The 15,621-nt window shown below is 66.2% G+C and carries 13 protein-coding genes; 10 read left to right on the top strand and 3 right to left on the bottom strand.

Annotation, left to right across the window (positions count from 1 at the left end):
- Positions 1-7 precede the first annotated feature (7 nt).
- From AC1DZT_RS12745 to AC1DZT_RS12725, 5 genes are all read left to right on the top strand, one after another.
- Positions 8-793 carry a transporter substrate-binding domain-containing protein gene (locus AC1DZT_RS12745; RefSeq protein ID WP_478007018.1) on the top strand — a complete coding sequence of 262 codons (786 nt, stop codon included), beginning with the start codon at positions 8-10 and terminating at the stop codon, positions 791-793.
- Positions 794-1,585, top strand: a complete 792-nt coding sequence (locus AC1DZT_RS12740; RefSeq protein WP_478007017.1) for an amino acid ABC transporter permease — start codon at positions 794-796, stop codon at positions 1,583-1,585.
- 55 nt (positions 1,586-1,640) lie between these two features.
- The gene (locus AC1DZT_RS12735; RefSeq protein ID WP_478007016.1) at positions 1,641-3,659 is read left to right on the top strand and encodes a M3 family metallopeptidase; all 2,019 of its coding nucleotides are present in this window, start codon (positions 1,641-1,643) and stop codon (positions 3,657-3,659) included.
- A gap of 45 nt (positions 3,660-3,704) precedes the next feature.
- Positions 3,705-5,303 carry a fatty acid--CoA ligase gene (locus AC1DZT_RS12730; protein WP_478007015.1) on the top strand — a complete coding sequence of 533 codons (1,599 nt, stop codon included), beginning with the start codon at positions 3,705-3,707 and terminating at the stop codon, positions 5,301-5,303.
- 86 nt (positions 5,304-5,389) lie between these two features.
- On the top strand, positions 5,390-6,385 hold the full coding sequence (locus AC1DZT_RS12725) for an MDR family oxidoreductase (protein ID WP_478007014.1): 996 nt from the start codon (positions 5,390-5,392) through the stop codon (positions 6,383-6,385).
- 93 nt (positions 6,386-6,478) lie between these two features.
- On the opposite strand, the gene AC1DZT_RS12720 is transcribed toward AC1DZT_RS12725, so the two are convergent.
- On the bottom strand, positions 6,479-7,645 hold the full coding sequence (locus tag AC1DZT_RS12720) for an alpha-hydroxy acid oxidase (protein WP_478007013.1): 1,167 nt from the start codon (positions 7,643-7,645) through the stop codon (positions 6,479-6,481).
- Between the two features lie 246 nt (positions 7,646-7,891).
- Here AC1DZT_RS12720 and AC1DZT_RS12715 point away from each other — a divergent pair, with 246 nt between their 5' ends.
- The 5 genes from AC1DZT_RS12715 to AC1DZT_RS12695 all read left to right on the top strand — a co-directional run bounded on the left by AC1DZT_RS12715 (position 7,892) and on the right by AC1DZT_RS12695 (position 13,358).
- On the top strand, positions 7,892-9,526 hold the full coding sequence (locus tag AC1DZT_RS12715) for an FAD-dependent oxidoreductase (RefSeq protein WP_478007012.1): 1,635 nt from the start codon (positions 7,892-7,894) through the stop codon (positions 9,524-9,526).
- Positions 9,527-9,655: 129 nt separating this feature from the next.
- Positions 9,656-11,545 carry a Na+/H+ antiporter NhaA gene (gene nhaA / locus AC1DZT_RS12710; protein ID WP_478007011.1) on the top strand — a complete coding sequence of 630 codons (1,890 nt, stop codon included), beginning with the start codon at positions 9,656-9,658 and terminating at the stop codon, positions 11,543-11,545.
- A gap of 322 nt (positions 11,546-11,867) precedes the next feature.
- Positions 11,868-12,281 (top strand): GFA family protein, encoded by a 414-nt coding sequence (locus AC1DZT_RS12705; protein ID WP_478007010.1) that lies wholly within the window; start codon positions 11,868-11,870, stop codon positions 12,279-12,281.
- A 59-nt stretch (positions 12,282-12,340) separates the two neighbouring features.
- Entirely contained in the window at positions 12,341-13,024 is a 684-nt protein-coding gene (locus AC1DZT_RS12700; protein ID WP_478007009.1) for a type 1 glutamine amidotransferase domain-containing protein, read from the top strand.
- 34 nt (positions 13,025-13,058) lie between these two features.
- Complete coding sequence (locus AC1DZT_RS12695; RefSeq protein ID WP_478007008.1) at positions 13,059-13,358, top strand: putative quinol monooxygenase; 300 nt, start codon at positions 13,059-13,061, stop codon at positions 13,356-13,358.
- Between the two features lie 21 nt (positions 13,359-13,379).
- On the opposite strand, the gene AC1DZT_RS12690 is transcribed toward AC1DZT_RS12695, so the two are convergent.
- Both AC1DZT_RS12690 and AC1DZT_RS12685 read right to left on the bottom strand, forming a co-directional pair.
- Positions 13,380-14,288, bottom strand: coding sequence for a LysR family transcriptional regulator (locus AC1DZT_RS12690; RefSeq protein ID WP_478007007.1), 909 nt, complete (start codon positions 14,286-14,288; stop codon positions 13,380-13,382).
- A 122-nt stretch (positions 14,289-14,410) separates the two neighbouring features.
- On the bottom strand, positions 14,411-15,610 hold the full coding sequence (locus AC1DZT_RS12685; RefSeq protein ID WP_478007006.1) for an NADH:flavin oxidoreductase/NADH oxidase: 1,200 nt from the start codon (positions 15,608-15,610) through the stop codon (positions 14,411-14,413).
- Between the last annotated feature and the right edge of the window lie 11 nt (positions 15,611-15,621).

The raw sequence follows: 15,621 nt of genomic DNA, 5'->3' as shown, positions 1-15,621 counted from the left end.
TCACAGCATGAAAATCGCCGCAGCTTTGGCCGGGTTGGCGCTGGCCGCCCTTGGCACCTCTGCCTATGCCGATGCCTTGCCGGATCTGGCGGGCAAGGAGATCACCATCGTGACGGAGAACGCCTATCCGCCGCTGCAATTCCTCGACAAGGACGGCAAGGCGATCGGCTGGGAATATGACGCGGTGGCCGAGATGGCCAAGCGGCTGAACATGACGGTGAAATACGCCAATATCTCTTGGGATGCGATGATCCCCGCCGTGGCCGAGGGGCAGTTCGACATGGGGATGACCGGGATCACCATCACCGACGAGCGCAAGGAAAAGGTCGATTTCTCGGACGCTTACATGCGGTCGGAAAGCATCATGCTGGTGCGTGGCGACGAGACGCGCTTTACCGATGCCGCCTCTTTCAAGGCCAATGACAAGCTGCTGGTCGGCGCCCAGGCGGGCACCACGCCCTTCTACACCGCCGTCTATGACGTGCTGGACGGCAACGAACAGAACCCGCGGATCAAGCTGTTCGAGACCTTCGGCGCCTCGGTCGAAGCCCTCAAGGCGGGCGATGTCGATACCGTGCTGACCGACCGGACGGCGGGCGAGGGCTATGTCGCGGCCTCGGGCGGCAAGCTGAAGCTGGTGGGCGCGCCCTTGGGCACAGAAGATTTCGGCTTCATCTTCCCCAAGGGCTCGGCTTTCGAGGCGCCGATCAATGCGGCGATTGCCAGCATGAAGGCGGATGGCAGCTTCGATGCGCTGACCAAGAAATGGTTCCTCGACTACAAGATGCAGTAAGTGCGGACAGCGCAGGAGGGAGAGGAGTTTCCCTGGTGGCTGGTGATCCTCGGGGTCACCGGCCTCTGGCTGTTTTACGAGGTCTGGGTCAGCGAGATCTATTCCCAGGTCATGGCGACGCTGATCAAGGGCGTGCAGGTCACGGTCGTGGTGACCTTGGTGGCCTATGGTCTGGCTTGCGTCATGGGGCTGGCTTTGGCGCTGGCCGGGATGAGCAAATACCGCGTGCTGCGCCAGGCCGCCCGGCTTTGGATCGAGGTGGTGCGCGGCGTGCCGATCATGGTGCTTTTGCTTTATGTAGCTTTCGTTTTGTCGCCCGCGCTGGTTTACGCCTGGAACTGGGTCGGGGGATGGTTGGGCGCCGCGCCGGTCAGTTCGCGCGACTTCCCCTTCATCGCCCGGGCGGTGATGGCGTTGACGCTGGCCTATTCCGCCTTTCTGGCCGAGATCTTCCGGGCCGGTCTGCAGGCGGTGGACAAGGGGCAGGTGGAGGCGGCGATGTCGCTGGGCCTGTCGGGCTGGCAAAGGTTTCGCCATGTGGTCTTTCCCCAGGCCTTCCGGATGATCCTGCCGCCCCTGGGCAATGATTTCGTGGCGATGGTGAAGGACAGCTCGCTGGTCTCGATCCTTGGGGTGGCGGATATCACGCAGCTGGGCAAGGTGCAGGCGGCGGGGAACTTTCGCTATTTCGAGACTTACAACATGGTGGCGCTGCTCTACCTTGTGATGACGATCGGGCTTAGCCTGGCCTTGCGGCGGCTGGAGCGGCGGTTGAAGATGAAAGAGAAGTAGCGGGGGCCAGCCCCCGCACCCCCGGGATATTTATGGACCAATGAAAGGCGAAGAGATGAGCAATCCGCTGTTGACCGCATGGGAGACGCCGTTTGGACTGCCGCCTTTCGCGGCGATCAAGGATGAGGATTTCGCCCCGGCCTTCGAGGCGGCCTTGGCCGAGGCGCGGGCGCATGTGGCGGCGATTGCCGGGAATGCCGAGGCGCCTTCGTTTGAGAATGTGATCGAGGCTTTGGAGTTGAGCGAGGAAAGCCTGAGCCGGGTTTGCGGGGTGTTCTACAACCTCGTCGGCGCCGACAGCACCGAGGCGCGCGAGGCCTTGCAGAGCGAGATGGCGCCGAAGCTGTCGGCCTATGCCTCGGAAGTGTCGAACAACCGGGTGTTGTTCGGGCGGATCGAGACGCTGTGGCAGGAGCGCGAGGCTTTGGGCCTGAGCCATGAGCAGATGCGGGTGCTGGAATTGTACCGGCGGATGTTCGTCCGCTCCGGCGCGCAGCTGGAGGGGGAGGCGGCCGCGCGCCTGACCGAGGTCAAATCGCGGCTGGCGGTGCTGGGCACCAAGTTTTCCCAGAACCTGCTGGCGGATGAGCGGGAATGGTTCATGCCCTTGGCCGAGGCCGATCTGGCGGGCCTGCCGGATTTCGTGCTGGCGGCGGCCCGGGCGGCGGGGGAAGAGAAGGGCGCGGGCGGGCCAGTTGTCACGCTGTCGCGGTCGATCATCGTGCCCTTCCTGCAATTCTCGCCCCGGCGCGATCTGCGGCAGAAGGCTTACGAGGCCTGGGGGCTGCGCGGCGCCAATGGCAATGCCACCGACAACCGGGGGGTGGCGGCTGAGACGCTGAAGCTGCGGCAGGAGCGGGCGAATTTGCTCGGTTACAAGAGCTTTGCCGATTACAAGCTGGAGCCGGAGATGGCCAAGACCCCGGCAAGGGTGCGCGACCTTTTGATGCGGGTCTGGGAGCCGGCCAAGCGCAAGGCGCTGGCCGATGCCGAGGTGCTGGAGGCGATGCTGCACGCCGACGGGATTGCCGGGCCGCTGGAGGCCTGGGATTGGCGCTATTATTCGGAGAAGCGGCGCAAGGCGGAACATGATCTGGATGAAGCGATCCTGAAGCCCTATCTGAGCCTTGATGCGATGCTGGGCGCGATGTTCGATTGCGCCAGCCGCCTTTTCGGGCTGGAGTTCAAGCCTTTGGACGTGCCGCTCTACCATCCCGATTGCCGGGCCTGGGAAGTGTCGCGACGCGGCGAGCATATCGCGGTCTTCATCGGGGATTACTTCGCAAGGGGCTCGAAACGCTCGGGCGCCTGGTGTTCGGACATTCGCGGGCAAAGGAAGCTGGGCGGCGATCAGCGCCCCGTCGTGGTCAATGTCTGCAACTTTGCCAAGGGCGATCCCTGCCTTCTGTCCTATGACGATGCGCGCACGCTCTTCCACGAATTCGGCCATGCCCTGCACCAGATGCTGTCCAACGTGACCTATGGCTTCATCTCGGGCACCTCGGTCGCCCGGGACTTCGTCGAACTGCCGAGCCAGCTTTACGAACACTGGATGGAAGTGCCCGAAGTCCTGGAGAAACACGCGCGGCATTATCAGACTGGCGAGCCGATGCCGGCGGATATGCTCAAGCGCCTTCTGGATGCCGGGACCTATGATCAGGGCTTCTCGACGGTGGAGTTCATCTCCTCGGCCATGGTGGATCTGGCGTTTCATGAGGGGGCGGCACCTGCCGACCCGATGCAGAAACAGGCCGAGGTGCTGGAAAGCCTTGGCATGCCGCGGGCGATCCGGATGCGCCATGCCACGCCGCATTTCGCGCATGTCTTCTCTGGCGACGGCTATTCCTCGGGCTATTATTCCTACATGTGGTCGGAAGTGATGGATGCCGATGCTTTCGCGGCCTTCGAGGAGACGGGCGACCCCTTCGACCCCGAGACCGCGGGCAAGCTGGAGAAATTCATCCTCTCGGCCGGCGGGTCGGAAGAGGCGGAGGTGCTTTACACGCGCTTCCGCGGCAAGATGCCGGGGGTGGAGCCTTTGCTGAAGGGCAGGGGGCTTCTGGAAGAGGCCTGAGGCGCCCGCTTGGCGATCATCGCTTGAAACCTTGGGAGGGGTGCGATGGACTATCAGCTTGTCATCGGGCAGATCCTGGCAACGGGGCTTTCGGCGGCGCCGGGCCAGCGGATCACCTATCAGGACCAGGTCGAACTGAGCTATGCCGAGCTGGGCCAGAGGGTCGGGCGGTTGGGTTCGGCCCTGTCGGCACTGGGCCTTGGGCGGGGCTCGGTCGTGGCGGTGATGGATTACGACAGCCACCGCTATCTGGAGTGTTTCTTTGCCGTCCCGATGCTGGGGGCGACCCTGCACACGGTCAATGTGCGCCTCTCGCCCGAGCAGGTGCTTTATACGATCAACCATGCCGAGGATGATGCGATCCTGGTGCATGAGGATTTTCTGCCGCTTCTGCTGCCCTTGGTGCCACGTTTCACCCGCAGGGTGCAGCTGATCCTCTTGACCGACAGGGGGGCGGCGGCGCCCGAGGGTTTTGCCGGGGAATATGAGGCGCTTCTGGCTTCGGGCGATCCGGCGCATGGCTTCCCCGACTTGGAGGAGACGACACGCGCCACCCTCTTCTACACCACGGGGACGACGGGGGATCCCAAGGGCGTGACCTATAGCCATCGGCAGCTGGTCCTGCATACTTTGGGGGTGATCGCCTGCTTTGCCCCGGTGCCGGGGCGGGGCGGGATCAAGCGCGACGATGTCTATATGCCGCTGACGCCGCTGTTTCATGTGCATGGCTGGGGCTTTCCGCTGATCGCCACCATGCTCGGGATGCGGCAGGTCTATCCGGGGCGTTACGAGCCGGGCAAGCTTTTGCAGCTGATCGCGCGGCATGGGGTGAGCTTTTCGCATTGCGTGCCGACCGTGCTGGCGATGGTGCTGAACGCGCCGGGGGCCGAAGCGGTGCCGCTGGCAGGATGGAAGGTGATCGTCGGCGGCTCGGCCCTGCCAGAGGGGCTGGCGCGGGTGGCGCTGGGGCGCGGGATCGATGTGCACACCGGTTATGGCATGTCGGAGACCGGGCCGATCCTGACCGTGGCCGACATGATGGCGACGCAAGACGAGGGCGATACGACCGCGATCCGCACCGCGACGGGCAAGGTGGCGCCCCTGGTGCAGGTGCGGGTGGTGGACCCTCAGATGCGGGATGTGGCCCGGGACGGGGTGGCGACCGGCGAGGTCGTGGCGCGGGCGCCCTGGCTGACCGCGGGCTATCTGCGCGATGCGGCGCGCAGTGACGACCTCTGGCGGGGCGGCTGGATGCACACCGGGGATGTCGGCAACCTCAGCCCCGATGGCACGTTGCGCATCACCGACCGGTTGAAGGATGTGATCAAGTCGGGGGGCGAGTGGATCTCCTCGCTGGAGCTGGAAAGCATCGTCTCGGCCGTGCCGGGGGTGGCCGAGGTGGCGGCGGTCGGCATCCCCGATCCGCAATGGGGCGAGCGGGCGGTGGTTCTGGTGGTGGCCCAGCCGGGGGCCGAGGCGCTGGCGCGTGCGGTGCATGGCGCGGTGGAAGCGGCCATCGCGGGCGGGCGCCTGTCGAAATGGGCCGCGCCGGAGCGGGTGGAGCTGGTGGCGGCGATCCCCAAGACCTCGGTCGGGAAGATCGACAAGAAGGCGATCCGGGCGGGCCTCTTTCCATCGGGCTGAAAGGTCGCAGGTGAGCCGCGGCGCGAAGGGTTGCATCTGCGGCCTGCGCTGGCATGTTGCGGCGGAGGGCTATCAGGGAGATGGGAATGTTTCGCGCATTGGTGATGGAAAAGAACGCCGAGGGTCTGGCAGAGGCGCATCTGCGCGAGCTTGACGACAGCGCCCTGCCGCAGGGCGGCGATGTCACGGTGGCGGTGGAATATTCGACGCTCAATTACAAGGACGGGCTTTGCATGTCGCCGAACGGCGGCGGTCTGGTCAAGGTCTGGCCGCATGTGCCGGGGGTCGATCTGGCGGGCACGGTCGAGGCGAGCTCTGATCCGCGCTACAAGCCCGGTGACCGGGTGCTTCTCGGCGGTTGGCGGGTGGGTGAGATCTGGTGGGGCGGTTTTGCCACGAAGGCGCGGGTCAAGGCCGATTGGCTGGTGCCGATCCCCGAAGGGCTGACGGCGCGGCAGGTCATGGCGGTGGGGACGGCGGGCCTGACCTCGATGCTGGCCGTGATGGCGCTGGAAGAGCATGGGCTGACGCCGCAGATGGGCGAGGTTCTGGTGACTGGCGCGGCCGGCGGGGTCGGATCGACCGCCGTCGCGATCCTCGCGCATCTGGGCTATCATGTGGCCGGCGTGACCGGGCGGCCCGAGACCGAGGCCTATCTGCGCGACCTTGGCGCCACGCGGATCATCCCGCGCGCCGATCTGGCCGAGACCGTCAAGCGCCCGCTGGAGGCCGAGACCTGGGCCGGCTGCATCGACGCCGTCGGCGGGCCGATGCTGGCGCGGGTGCTGGGCCAGATGAAATATGGCGCCTCGGTTGCCGCGGTCGGGCTGGCGGGCGGGGCGGGGCTGCCGGCCTCGGTCATCCCCTTCCTGCTGCGCGGGGTCAATCTGCTAGGCATCGATTCGGTGATGAAACCCTTCGAGGGCCGCAAGCGCGCTTGGGCGCGGATCGTGACCGACATGCCGATGGAGAAGCTGGAGGCCATGGTGGAGATGGCCAGCCTGTCCGACCTGCCGAAGCTGGGGCCAGCGATCCTGAAGGGCGAGGTCAAGGGGCGGGTCGTCGTGGACGTGCGGGCCTGACCGCAAGGCCACGATTTTTCTGCGAAAAATCAGAAGGGGACGATTTTTCGACGAAAAATCGCTTCTCGAATTCTTCGCAGAAGAATTGTGGCCTCAGTCCTTCCAGTCGCCTTCGAAATCCTTCGGGATCAGCAGGTTATGCGCGCCGAAGTTCTTGATGTCACGCTCGCCGCACAGGGCCATCGTGGTGTCGATCTCCTTGGCGATGACCTCCAGCGCCTTGGTGACGCCTTCCTGACCCATGGCGCCGAGGCCATAGATATAGCTCCGCCCGATCATCGTGGCCTTGGCCCCCATGCCCAGGGCCTTCAGCACATCCTGACCCGAACGGATGCCGCCATCCATCCAGACCTCGACCTGATCGCCGACCGCGCGGGCAATCGCCGGCAGCCGGCGGATCGAGGACAAGGCCCCATCCAGCTGCCGCCCGCCATGGTTCGAGACGATCATCGCATCGGCCCCGAAATCGGCGGCGCGGCGGGCATCGTCCTCATCCAGCACGCCCTTCAGGATCAGCTTGCCGCCCCACATGTCGCGGATGCGGGCGATCTTGCCCCAGTCGAGCTGCGGATCGAACTGCTCGGCCGTCCAGGAGCCGAGCGAGGACAGATCCTTCACCCCCTTGGCATGGCCGACGATATTGCCGAAGGAATGCCGCTTGGTCTGCGCCATCCCCGCCGCCCAACGCCATTTGGTGGCGATGTCGAGAATGTTCATCAGCGTCGGCTTCGGCGGGGCGGAGAGGCCGTTCTTCAGGTCCTTGTGCCTTTGGCCGAGGATCTGCAGATCCAGCGTCAGGACCAGGGCCGAACAGCCCGCCTTCTTGGCCCGGTCGAGTGCAGAGCCGACGAAATCCCAGTCCTTCATCACATAGAGCTGGAACCAGAAGGGCGCCCGGGTCGCCGCCGCCACATCCTCGATCGAGCAGATCGACATGGTCGACAGCGTGTAAGGCAGGCCGAAAGCCTTGGCGGCCAGCGCCGCCTTGATCTCGCCATCGGCCGATTGCATGCCGGTGAAACCGACCGGGGCAAGGCAGACCGGCATGGTCACCTTCTGCCCCAGCATGGTGCTGGCGATGGTGCGGTTGGACATATCCACCGCCACCTTCTGGCGCAGCCGCAGCTTGCTGAAATCGCTGACGTTTTCCTTGAAGGTCTGCTCGGTGTAGGACCCGCTTTCGCAATAGTCGAAGAACATTTTCGGCACGCGGGCCTTGTGCAGGCGACGCAGGTCTTCGATCGAGGTGATTACGGGCATGGGGCCTCACGATGGGAATGGCTGGTGCTGACGGCGGACCGGCAGGTCGCAGTCTATCGCCATGCGCGCTGGCATGCCAGTCTGGATGCGCCGTGTCGCCCTGCGCCAGGGTGCCGCAGAAGATGGCCTCAGGATCCTCGCAAGAGGCCCGGTCTCGGTACGGATTTACCAGATTTTACCCGCCGTTTCGTGACAGGATAGGGCCGGGTCTGTATGACAGAGGGGCAGGAACCGCTGGAGCCCGCTGTGCTGGACACCGATACCGGACCCACCTTTCCGACCCTGTCGCAGGAGATGGCGGGCCGCATGGCGAGCTATGGTGTCCCGGTCGAGGTCGACGGCGGGCAGTTTCTCTACCGTTTCGGCGACAAGGATGTCGATGTCTACCTGATCCGCGCGGGCGAGGTCGACATCCTGGAAAGCGATGGCCGTGGCGGTCACCGGCTTGTCACCACCCACCGCGCCAACCAGTTCACCGGAGAGCTGGCCCAGCTCAGCGGCCGCTCGGCGCTGCTTTGCGCGCGGACGGTGGTGCCGACAAGCGCGGTCAGACTTTCCCCCAACCAGTTCCGCCACCTGATCAGCGCCGAGCCCGATATCGGCGAGGTGATCCTGCGCGCGATGATCCTGCGCCGCGCCGATCTGAAGCGGCAGGCGGCGGGCAATACCGTCGTGATCGGCTCGCAGGACAGCCATGACAGCCTGCGCATCCAGCAGTTCCTGACCCGCAACGGCTATCCGCACCGTTTCCTCGATACCGACCGCGATGACGAGGCCTGCGCGGCGCTCAGCGCCTTCCATTTCGGGCCCGAGGCCTTGCCCGCCGTCATCCTCAACGGCGAGACGGTGCTGCGCCAGCCCTCCAACCGCGATCTCGCCGCCGCGATCGGCTTTTCCGAACATGTCATGCCAAGCCATGTCCACGATGTGGCCATCGTCGGGGCAGGGCCGGCCGGGCTGGCGGCGGCGGTCTATGCGGCCTCGGAGGGGCTTGATACCATCGTCATCGAGGCGCTCGGGCCGGGGGGACAGGCGGGCACCAGTTCGCGGATCGAAAACTACCTCGGCTTTCCGACCGGCGTCTCGGGCCAGGAGCTTGCCGATCGCGCCCAGACCCAGGCGCAGAAATTCGGTGCGCGGATGGTGGTGGCCGAGACGGCGGTCTCGCTGGATTGCTCGGGCCTTCCCTACCGGATCGGGCTTCTGGGTGGCGGGGTGATCGCGGCCCGCTCGGTGGTTCTCGCCTGTGGCGCGCGCTACCGGAAACTGCTCCTGCCGGAGCTTGCGCGGTACGAAGGGCGGGGCGTGCATTACGCGGCCACCTCGCTGGAGGGCCGGCTCTGCGGCGGCAGCGATGCGGTCGTGGTGGGGGGCGGCAATTCGGCGGGGCAGGCGGCGATCTTCCTGTCCGGGCTGGCGCGGCATGTGCATCTTGTCGTGCGCAAGGGCGGGCTGAAGGCGACGATGTCGGAATATCTGATCACCCGGATCATGGAATCGCCGCGCATCACCCTGCATCCCTATACCGATATCACCGGGCTTTCCGGTGACGGGGCCCTGACCACGGTGCATTGGCAAAGCCGTGGCGCGCCCGTGACGGCCCATGCGGCGCGCCATCTCTTCCTGATGATCGGCGCCGCGCCCAACACCGACTGGCTGACCGATTGTGTCGCGCTGGATGACAAGGGGTTCGTCACCACGGGTTATGTTCATGCCGATCAAGCGGCGATCTCGCAGTTTTCCACCAGCCTGCCGGGGGTCTTTGCCGTGGGCGATGTCCGGTCGGGTTCGGTCAAGCGCGTGGCCTCCAGCGTGGGCGAGGGTTCTGTCGTCGTCAGCGCGGTGCATGCCTGGCTGGGCAGCCTCGCGGCGCGGAATTAGCCGGTGGCGTCCCGGCCGAAGCTCGGTCGGGCGGATGCAAGGGCTCCAAATCGGAGGGTATGACATGCGGCCAGTCTCCCGGACCTGCCCGATCTGTCCGGGCAAGCCCCGCATCGGCAGGGGGCGCGCATGACCGGGGCCGAGACCTATGCGCGCAAGGCCCGCCTGTTGCGGCCCGTCGATCCGGCGCGCGACCACATTCGCGGCGGCTTGCCCAGTCCGCATGTGATCACCCTTGTCATGTACAGCGACTACCTCTGCCCCTATTGCCGCCAGCTGCGCGTGGTCGTGGCCCGCCTGCGTGGGGTGATGGGAGAGAGGCTGGCCTGCGTCTTTCGCTACTTTCCCAACGAGCGGGCCCATCCCGGCGCCACGCAGATCGCGCTGATGGCCGAGGCTGCGGCGCGGCAGGACAGGTTCTGGGAGATGCACGACTGGCTTTACGCGCAAGAGCCGCCGCTCGATCCGCCCCAGGTGCAGGCGCATCTGCACAAGATCGGCCTTGATCCGGTGCATTTTGCCAGCTGCCTCGCCGATCCCGAGGTTGCGGCGCGGGTCAGTCAGGATCTGGAGGACGGGCGGCGCAATGGCGTGGCCGGGACGCCGGCGCTTTTCATCGACGGGCGGCGCTATGACGGGGCCTGGGATTTTCACTCGATGCTGGAGGCGATCCAGCAGCCCGTCGCCTCGCGGGTCGAGCGCTCTGCCCGGGCCTTTGCAAACCTGCCCGCCTCGGGCGGGATCGCCCTGCTGATCGCGGCGCTGGCAGCGCTTCTGGTCGCCAATTCCCCGCTGGCGCCGCTCTATCTCGCCTTCATCCACGCGCCTTTCGGCATCGGCTCTCCCGGCGATCTCTTGTCGATGTCGGTGGGGGCGTGGTTCTCGGAAGGGCTGCTGGCGGTGTTCTTCCTGCTGGTGGGGCTGGAGATCCGGCGCGAGGTGGCGGTGGGCGATCTGTCGGACCCGAGGGCGGCGGCGTTGCCGGTGCTGGCGGCCTGCGGGGGCGGGCTGGCGCCGGCCTTGATCTATCTTGCCTTGAACAGCGGGCCGGCGCGGGCGGGCTGGTCGGTGCCCACGGCCACCGATGTGGCCTTCACCCTCGGCATCCTCGCCGTGTTGGGCAACCGGGTTCCGGCCGCCTTGCGGGTCTTTGTCGCGGCCCTCGCCGTGGCCGACGATGTGATCTCGGTGCTGACTTTGGCGATCTTCTATCCCAAGGACTTCACCCCCTTGTGGCTGCTTCCGGCGGCGGCTGCGGTGCTGGGGCTGGTCCTGCTGAACCGGGCGCGGGTCTATGCGAGCTGGCCCTACCTTGCCGTCACCGGCGGGCTCTGGCTCTGCCTGCATGGCGCGGGCGTGCATGGGGCACTGGCTGGCGTCTTTCTGGCGGCGCTTCTGCCGACACGGCCGCAGCCCCTGGTGGCGCCGCTGCTCGCCCAGGCGGCCACCGCCCTGGCCGCACTGGAGGAGGAAGAGAGCGCCGTCCGCGCCGGAGGCTCGGATCTGGGCCGGGTCGCCAAAAGCCCGGTCTGGGACTGGGCCAGCCGCAATCTCGCCGCCGCCAGCGACCGGCTGCAATCGCCGGCAGACCGGATCGAACATGCGGTCGCGCCGTGGAGCAGCTATCTGATCCTGCCACTCTTTGCCTTTTCGGCCACCGGGGTCTCGCTCCATCCCGACTTTTCCGCCCCCGGCGTCGGCCGGATCATGCTGGGCATCGTGCTGGGCCTGGCCTTGGGCAAACCGCTTGGCATCCTGGCGGCTTCGGCGCTGGCGATCCGGTTGCGGCTGGGTGTCGGCCCGAGTGGGGTTCCCCTGCGGGCCTTCGTCGGGGCGGCTTGCCTCTGCGGGGTTGGCGATACGATGGCGATGCTGCTGGCCGATCAGGCCTTTGCGGACGAGACCTCGGTCGCCATCGCAAAGATCGCGGTACTGATCGGATCGGTCCTGGCCGCGGCGTTGGGGGCCGCGGTCATCGCCACGGGACGCCCCGTCACAGAGGCGGGCAAGGCCGGGTGAGACTTTCGGGCAGGGGCCCGGTCCGGCAGCCCGGCGCGGTCCTTTACCACACGCTACCCCGATTTACGCCGGGCTTGGCTAGGCTGAAGGCAGGGCGCGAATCCTTGCGACCTGCCGCGTTACCTCGCGCGGCGCGACGTGAACCGCTGCGACTTCGGGGGAGGGCAAAGGAGGGGCCGAGGCGATGTCCTTGCGGCAGACCAGCCGCAGCGGATGCCACGCCAGTGCCATCCCCCGCCTGTCCGGACCACCACGACCGCGGACCCGCGCGAGGCGCCCGCGGCCCTTCTTTCTGCAACGCGATGACGATAGGAGTTCGGCAATGGCCAAGAAATACACCGGGCGCTGTGCCTGCGGCGCGGTGACCTTCGAATTCGACAGGGACCCGGATTTCATCGCGGTCTGCCACTGTCTGGACTGCAAGAAGGCCTCGGGCGGTGAGGCCGCCACCTGGTTCGGCGTGCCGGAGGACGATTTCTCGCTGCTGAGTGGCACGACGCACAGCTTTCATTACATCGCGGATTCCGGCAAAGGGCTTGACCGCAACTTCTGCCCGACCTGTGCGTCGCGGCTTTACACCAGCAACCTCGAAAGTTTTCCCGGCCTGGTCTTTGTCCAGATCGGCAGCCTTGACCGGCCGGCGCTGATCGCCCCGAAGCTGGAAATGTACGTCAAGCGGCGGCTGCCCTGGGTCACCCCGCTCGACCTGCCGCAGTTCGAGGCGATGCCGTCCTGACGCAGCAAATCGGCTGCTTGCGGCACCGGCATGCACCCCCTTTGACCCTGGAGTTTCCCATGACCCAACATGTCCTTTTCATCGCAACCAATGCCGCCGTGATCGGCCCGCAAAATCGCAAGACCGGCTTCTTCTTTGCCGAGATCGCGCATCCTTACGAGGTGCTGAACGGCGCCGGCATCGCGGTGGAATTTGCCTCTCCCGCCGGGGGCTGGGTGCCCTATGACGCCTATGACGAAAGCGATCCCGCCCAGAAGGCCTTTTTTGAGAGCAAGGCCTTCCGCCGCCTGAACCGCAGCCGCAAACTGTCGGAGGTCGATGCCGCCGATTATGATGCGATCCTGCTGCCCGGCGGGCTGGGGCCGATGGTCGACATCCAGCACCATCCCGATGTGCAACGCGCCGTGGTGCGGGCCTGGACCACGGGCAAGCTGGTCAGCGCGGTCTGCCACGGGCCCTGCGGACTGCTCGGGGTCGATCTGGGCGATGGCCAGCCCTTCGTGCAGGGCAAGAAGCTCACCTCCTTCTCGAAGAAGGAGGAATTCGACTATGCGCGTGCCGATGTGCCCTATGAGCTTGAAGATGCGCTGCGGGCAGAGGGTGCGGCCTATTCCTCCACCACCAACTGGCAGCCGCATGTCGTGGTGGATGGCCGGCTGATCACCGGGCAGAACCCCGCTTCGGCGGGGCCGCTGGCCGAGGCGCTCTTGTCTGCCCTGACCGCAGCGAAGGCGGCGGACTGACCCTCTCTCCTGACACCTCGAACCGGAGCCTGCCATGCCGACACCGACCGTCAAGCTGACCGCCATCCTGACCGCCCTGCCCGGCAAGGCGGCAGAGCTTGAGGACCTGCTTGTGAACATGGCGCCCGACTGCCGGGCAGAGCCGGGCAATCTGCGCTGGGATGTCTGGCGGGATCAGGCCATCCCCGACCGCTATGTTCTGGACGAGCTTTACCGCGATGCCGCGGCGGTGGAGGCGCACCGTGCCTCGCCGCATTACCGGGCCTATCTGGCGCGGGTCCCGACGCTGGCCGAACGCGCGGCCTATCTGCTGCAGGCGGTTTCCGTCGCCTGACCGCGCGCAGGGCCAACGGGGTTAAAGAGCAACCCGGTTTTCGGAGAAGCGCTTGTAGACGCTGCGGATTTCGCTGCGAAAGCTGCGGATCAACGGGTTGAGGCCCTGCGCCCGCACCCCGACCAACGGCGAGACGAGGCAGATGATGCGTTCGATTTCGGGCTCGGTGACCATCGCACTTTGCATGACCGACAGGTCCACCGCGAAATGCGGCAAGAGTGCGCAGGCAAGGCCTGCCGCAACCAGCTGGTTGATCGCGGTCAGGCTGTCGGCCTCGACCACGACATTCAGTTTCACGCCCTGTTCGGAGGCCATGTTGTCCAGCTCGCGCCGGGTCGAGTGATTGCGGCTTTGCACCACCAGCGGGTACTTCCCGAGGTCGGAAAACTTCACCGTCGCCGGCAATTTCTCGGCCCCCTTGGCGGTGACAATATGCAGATTGTGGGTCAGCACCGGCTCGGGGTTGAAGCGTTTGAGGGCGGAACTGTTGTTGGTCACCGCAAGGTCAAGCCGGCCATCGTTCAGCCATTCGGCCAGATGCCCGCTGGAGCCCTCGGCGATCTGCATCTGGGTGCCCGGAAAATCCTCGCGCAGCTTGGCCATCAGGGGCACGGTGAGCAGGCGCGCGGTGGAGGGCATCATGCCGACGGTGATCTTGCGGGCCGCGGCCCCGCGCAGCGTCTCGATATCCGAGCGCAGGTCGTTGAGCGTGTCCGAGACGGTCCGCGCCGCGGCGAGCACGACCTTGCCGTCTTCGGTCAGGGTGACGCCGCGCCCGTCACGGTGAAAGATCGGCACGCCCAGTTCGGCCTCCATCTCGCGGATCGCCCGGCTCAGCGCCGACTGGGTGACGCCCAGCACGACGGCGGCATTCGACAGGCTGCCGTGTTCGGCAATGCGGATGAGATATTGGCATGTCGCTAGATTCATGAACCGTCCCCCGGTCGCGCTGTGATGTGATCCCCGGCCAAGCCTTCGACTATAGCACCGAAATCCGGCCGGGGATCACCTCCGATTTCCGATCCTGTGCGGTGGTGGAGCGGACGAAAGGCCTAACCCTCGATCCCGATCCTTTCGCGCAGGCTGAGCCACCAGCCATAGCTCGGCGGCCATAGGTTCCAGTCCGGATCGGCCTGCAATTGCTGGGCGGCGTGCAGGCCCCAGTTCGGATCGGTCAGAAACTCGCGCCCAACGGCGATCAAGTCGGCCTGCCCGCCCTGCAGGATCGCCTCGGCCTGCGGCCCGTCGAGAATGACGCCGACGGCCATGGTCGGTATCCCCGCCTCCTTGCGGATCTGTTCGGCATAGGGCACCTGGTGGCCGCGCTTCAGCTTCTTGCGCTGCTTGGCGTAATCCATCAGCGAGTTCTCGGCGCGGATGCCGCCGGACGAACAGTCGATCGCGTCGATGCCGCGCCTGGCCAGCTCTTTCGCCAGCACCACGCTGTCTTCGATCGTCCAGCCATCGACGCGGGTGTCGAGATCCTGGCGCCAGTCGACGCAGGAGATGCGGAACAGGATCGGCTTGCTGGCGGGCCAGGCGGCACGCAGCGCCTCGGCGATTTCCAGGACGAGGCGCATCCTGCCCTGAAGATCGCCGCCATAGGCGTCGGTGCGGGTATTGGCCACCGGAGAGAGGAAGGCATGCAGCAGATAGCCATGCGCGGCATGCACGTCGATCACGTCGAACCCCGCGGCATCGCAGCGGCGTGCCGCATCGGCATAGGACTGGATCAGGGTCTTGATCTCCTCCACCGTCAGGCCGCGCGGCTGGTGCCAGGTGTCGAGGGTCTTGCCGTCGCAAGAGCTGACCGGCTGCCAGGCGGGTTCGCCCAGCGCGGCCTCCTTCGCGCCCAGCGGGCCCAGACCCTCCCAGGGGCGCTGGCGGGCCGATTTGGGGCCGGCATGGTGCAGCTGCGCTGCGGCCAGGGTGTCATTGGCGTGCAGGAAATCCACCAGCCGGGCGAGGGGGGCGATGTGGTCATCGCTCCAGATCCCGCAATCGCCATAGGTGTTGCGGCCGATCGGATCGACGATCAGCCCCTCGGTCATCACGGTGCCCGCGCCGCCGATGGCAAAGCGGGCGAGGTGCTGGAAGTGCCAGTCGGTGAATTTCCCGTCGGGTGCCGTCTTGTACATCTGCATCGGCGACAGGACGATGCGGTTGGGAAAGGTGACCCCGCGCAGCGTGAAGGGGCTGAAGAGCTTGAAGGCGCTTGCGGGGATCGCCTTGGTGGCAAGGGTGGCATTCATGGCTTTTTCCT

Source organism: Rhodobacter sp. P1_C2, assembly GCF_056406375.1.
Note: the sequence above shows the minus strand (reverse complement) of the source record. Positions and strands in the feature narration are given on the sequence as shown.

Excerpts from the sequence above, each read along its gene's own strand:
- AC1DZT_RS12745 (WP_478007018.1), top strand. The coding sequence starts at position 8 with ATGAAAATCGCCGCAGCTTTGGCCGGGTTGGCGCTGGCCGCCCTTGGC.
- AC1DZT_RS12735 (WP_478007016.1), top strand. The coding sequence starts at position 1,641 with ATGAGCAATCCGCTGTTGACCGCATGGGAGACGCCGTTTGGACTGCCG.
- AC1DZT_RS12730 (WP_478007015.1), top strand. The coding sequence starts at position 3,705 with ATGGACTATCAGCTTGTCATCGGGCAGATCCTGGCAACGGGGCTTTCG.
- AC1DZT_RS12725 (WP_478007014.1), top strand. The coding sequence starts at position 5,390 with ATGTTTCGCGCATTGGTGATGGAAAAGAACGCCGAGGGTCTGGCAGAG.
- AC1DZT_RS12720 (WP_478007013.1), bottom strand. The coding sequence starts at position 7,645 with ATGCCCGTAATCACCTCGATCGAAGACCTGCGTCGCCTGCACAAGGCC.
- nhaA (WP_478007011.1), top strand. The coding sequence starts at position 9,656 with ATGACCGGGGCCGAGACCTATGCGCGCAAGGCCCGCCTGTTGCGGCCC.
- AC1DZT_RS12705 (WP_478007010.1), top strand. The coding sequence starts at position 11,868 with ATGGCCAAGAAATACACCGGGCGCTGTGCCTGCGGCGCGGTGACCTTC.
- AC1DZT_RS12700 (WP_478007009.1), top strand. The coding sequence starts at position 12,341 with ATGACCCAACATGTCCTTTTCATCGCAACCAATGCCGCCGTGATCGGC.
- AC1DZT_RS12695 (WP_478007008.1), top strand. The coding sequence starts at position 13,059 with ATGCCGACACCGACCGTCAAGCTGACCGCCATCCTGACCGCCCTGCCC.
- AC1DZT_RS12690 (WP_478007007.1), bottom strand. The coding sequence starts at position 14,288 with ATGAATCTAGCGACATGCCAATATCTCATCCGCATTGCCGAACACGGC.
- AC1DZT_RS12685 (WP_478007006.1), bottom strand. The coding sequence starts at position 15,610 with ATGAATGCCACCCTTGCCACCAAGGCGATCCCCGCAAGCGCCTTCAAG.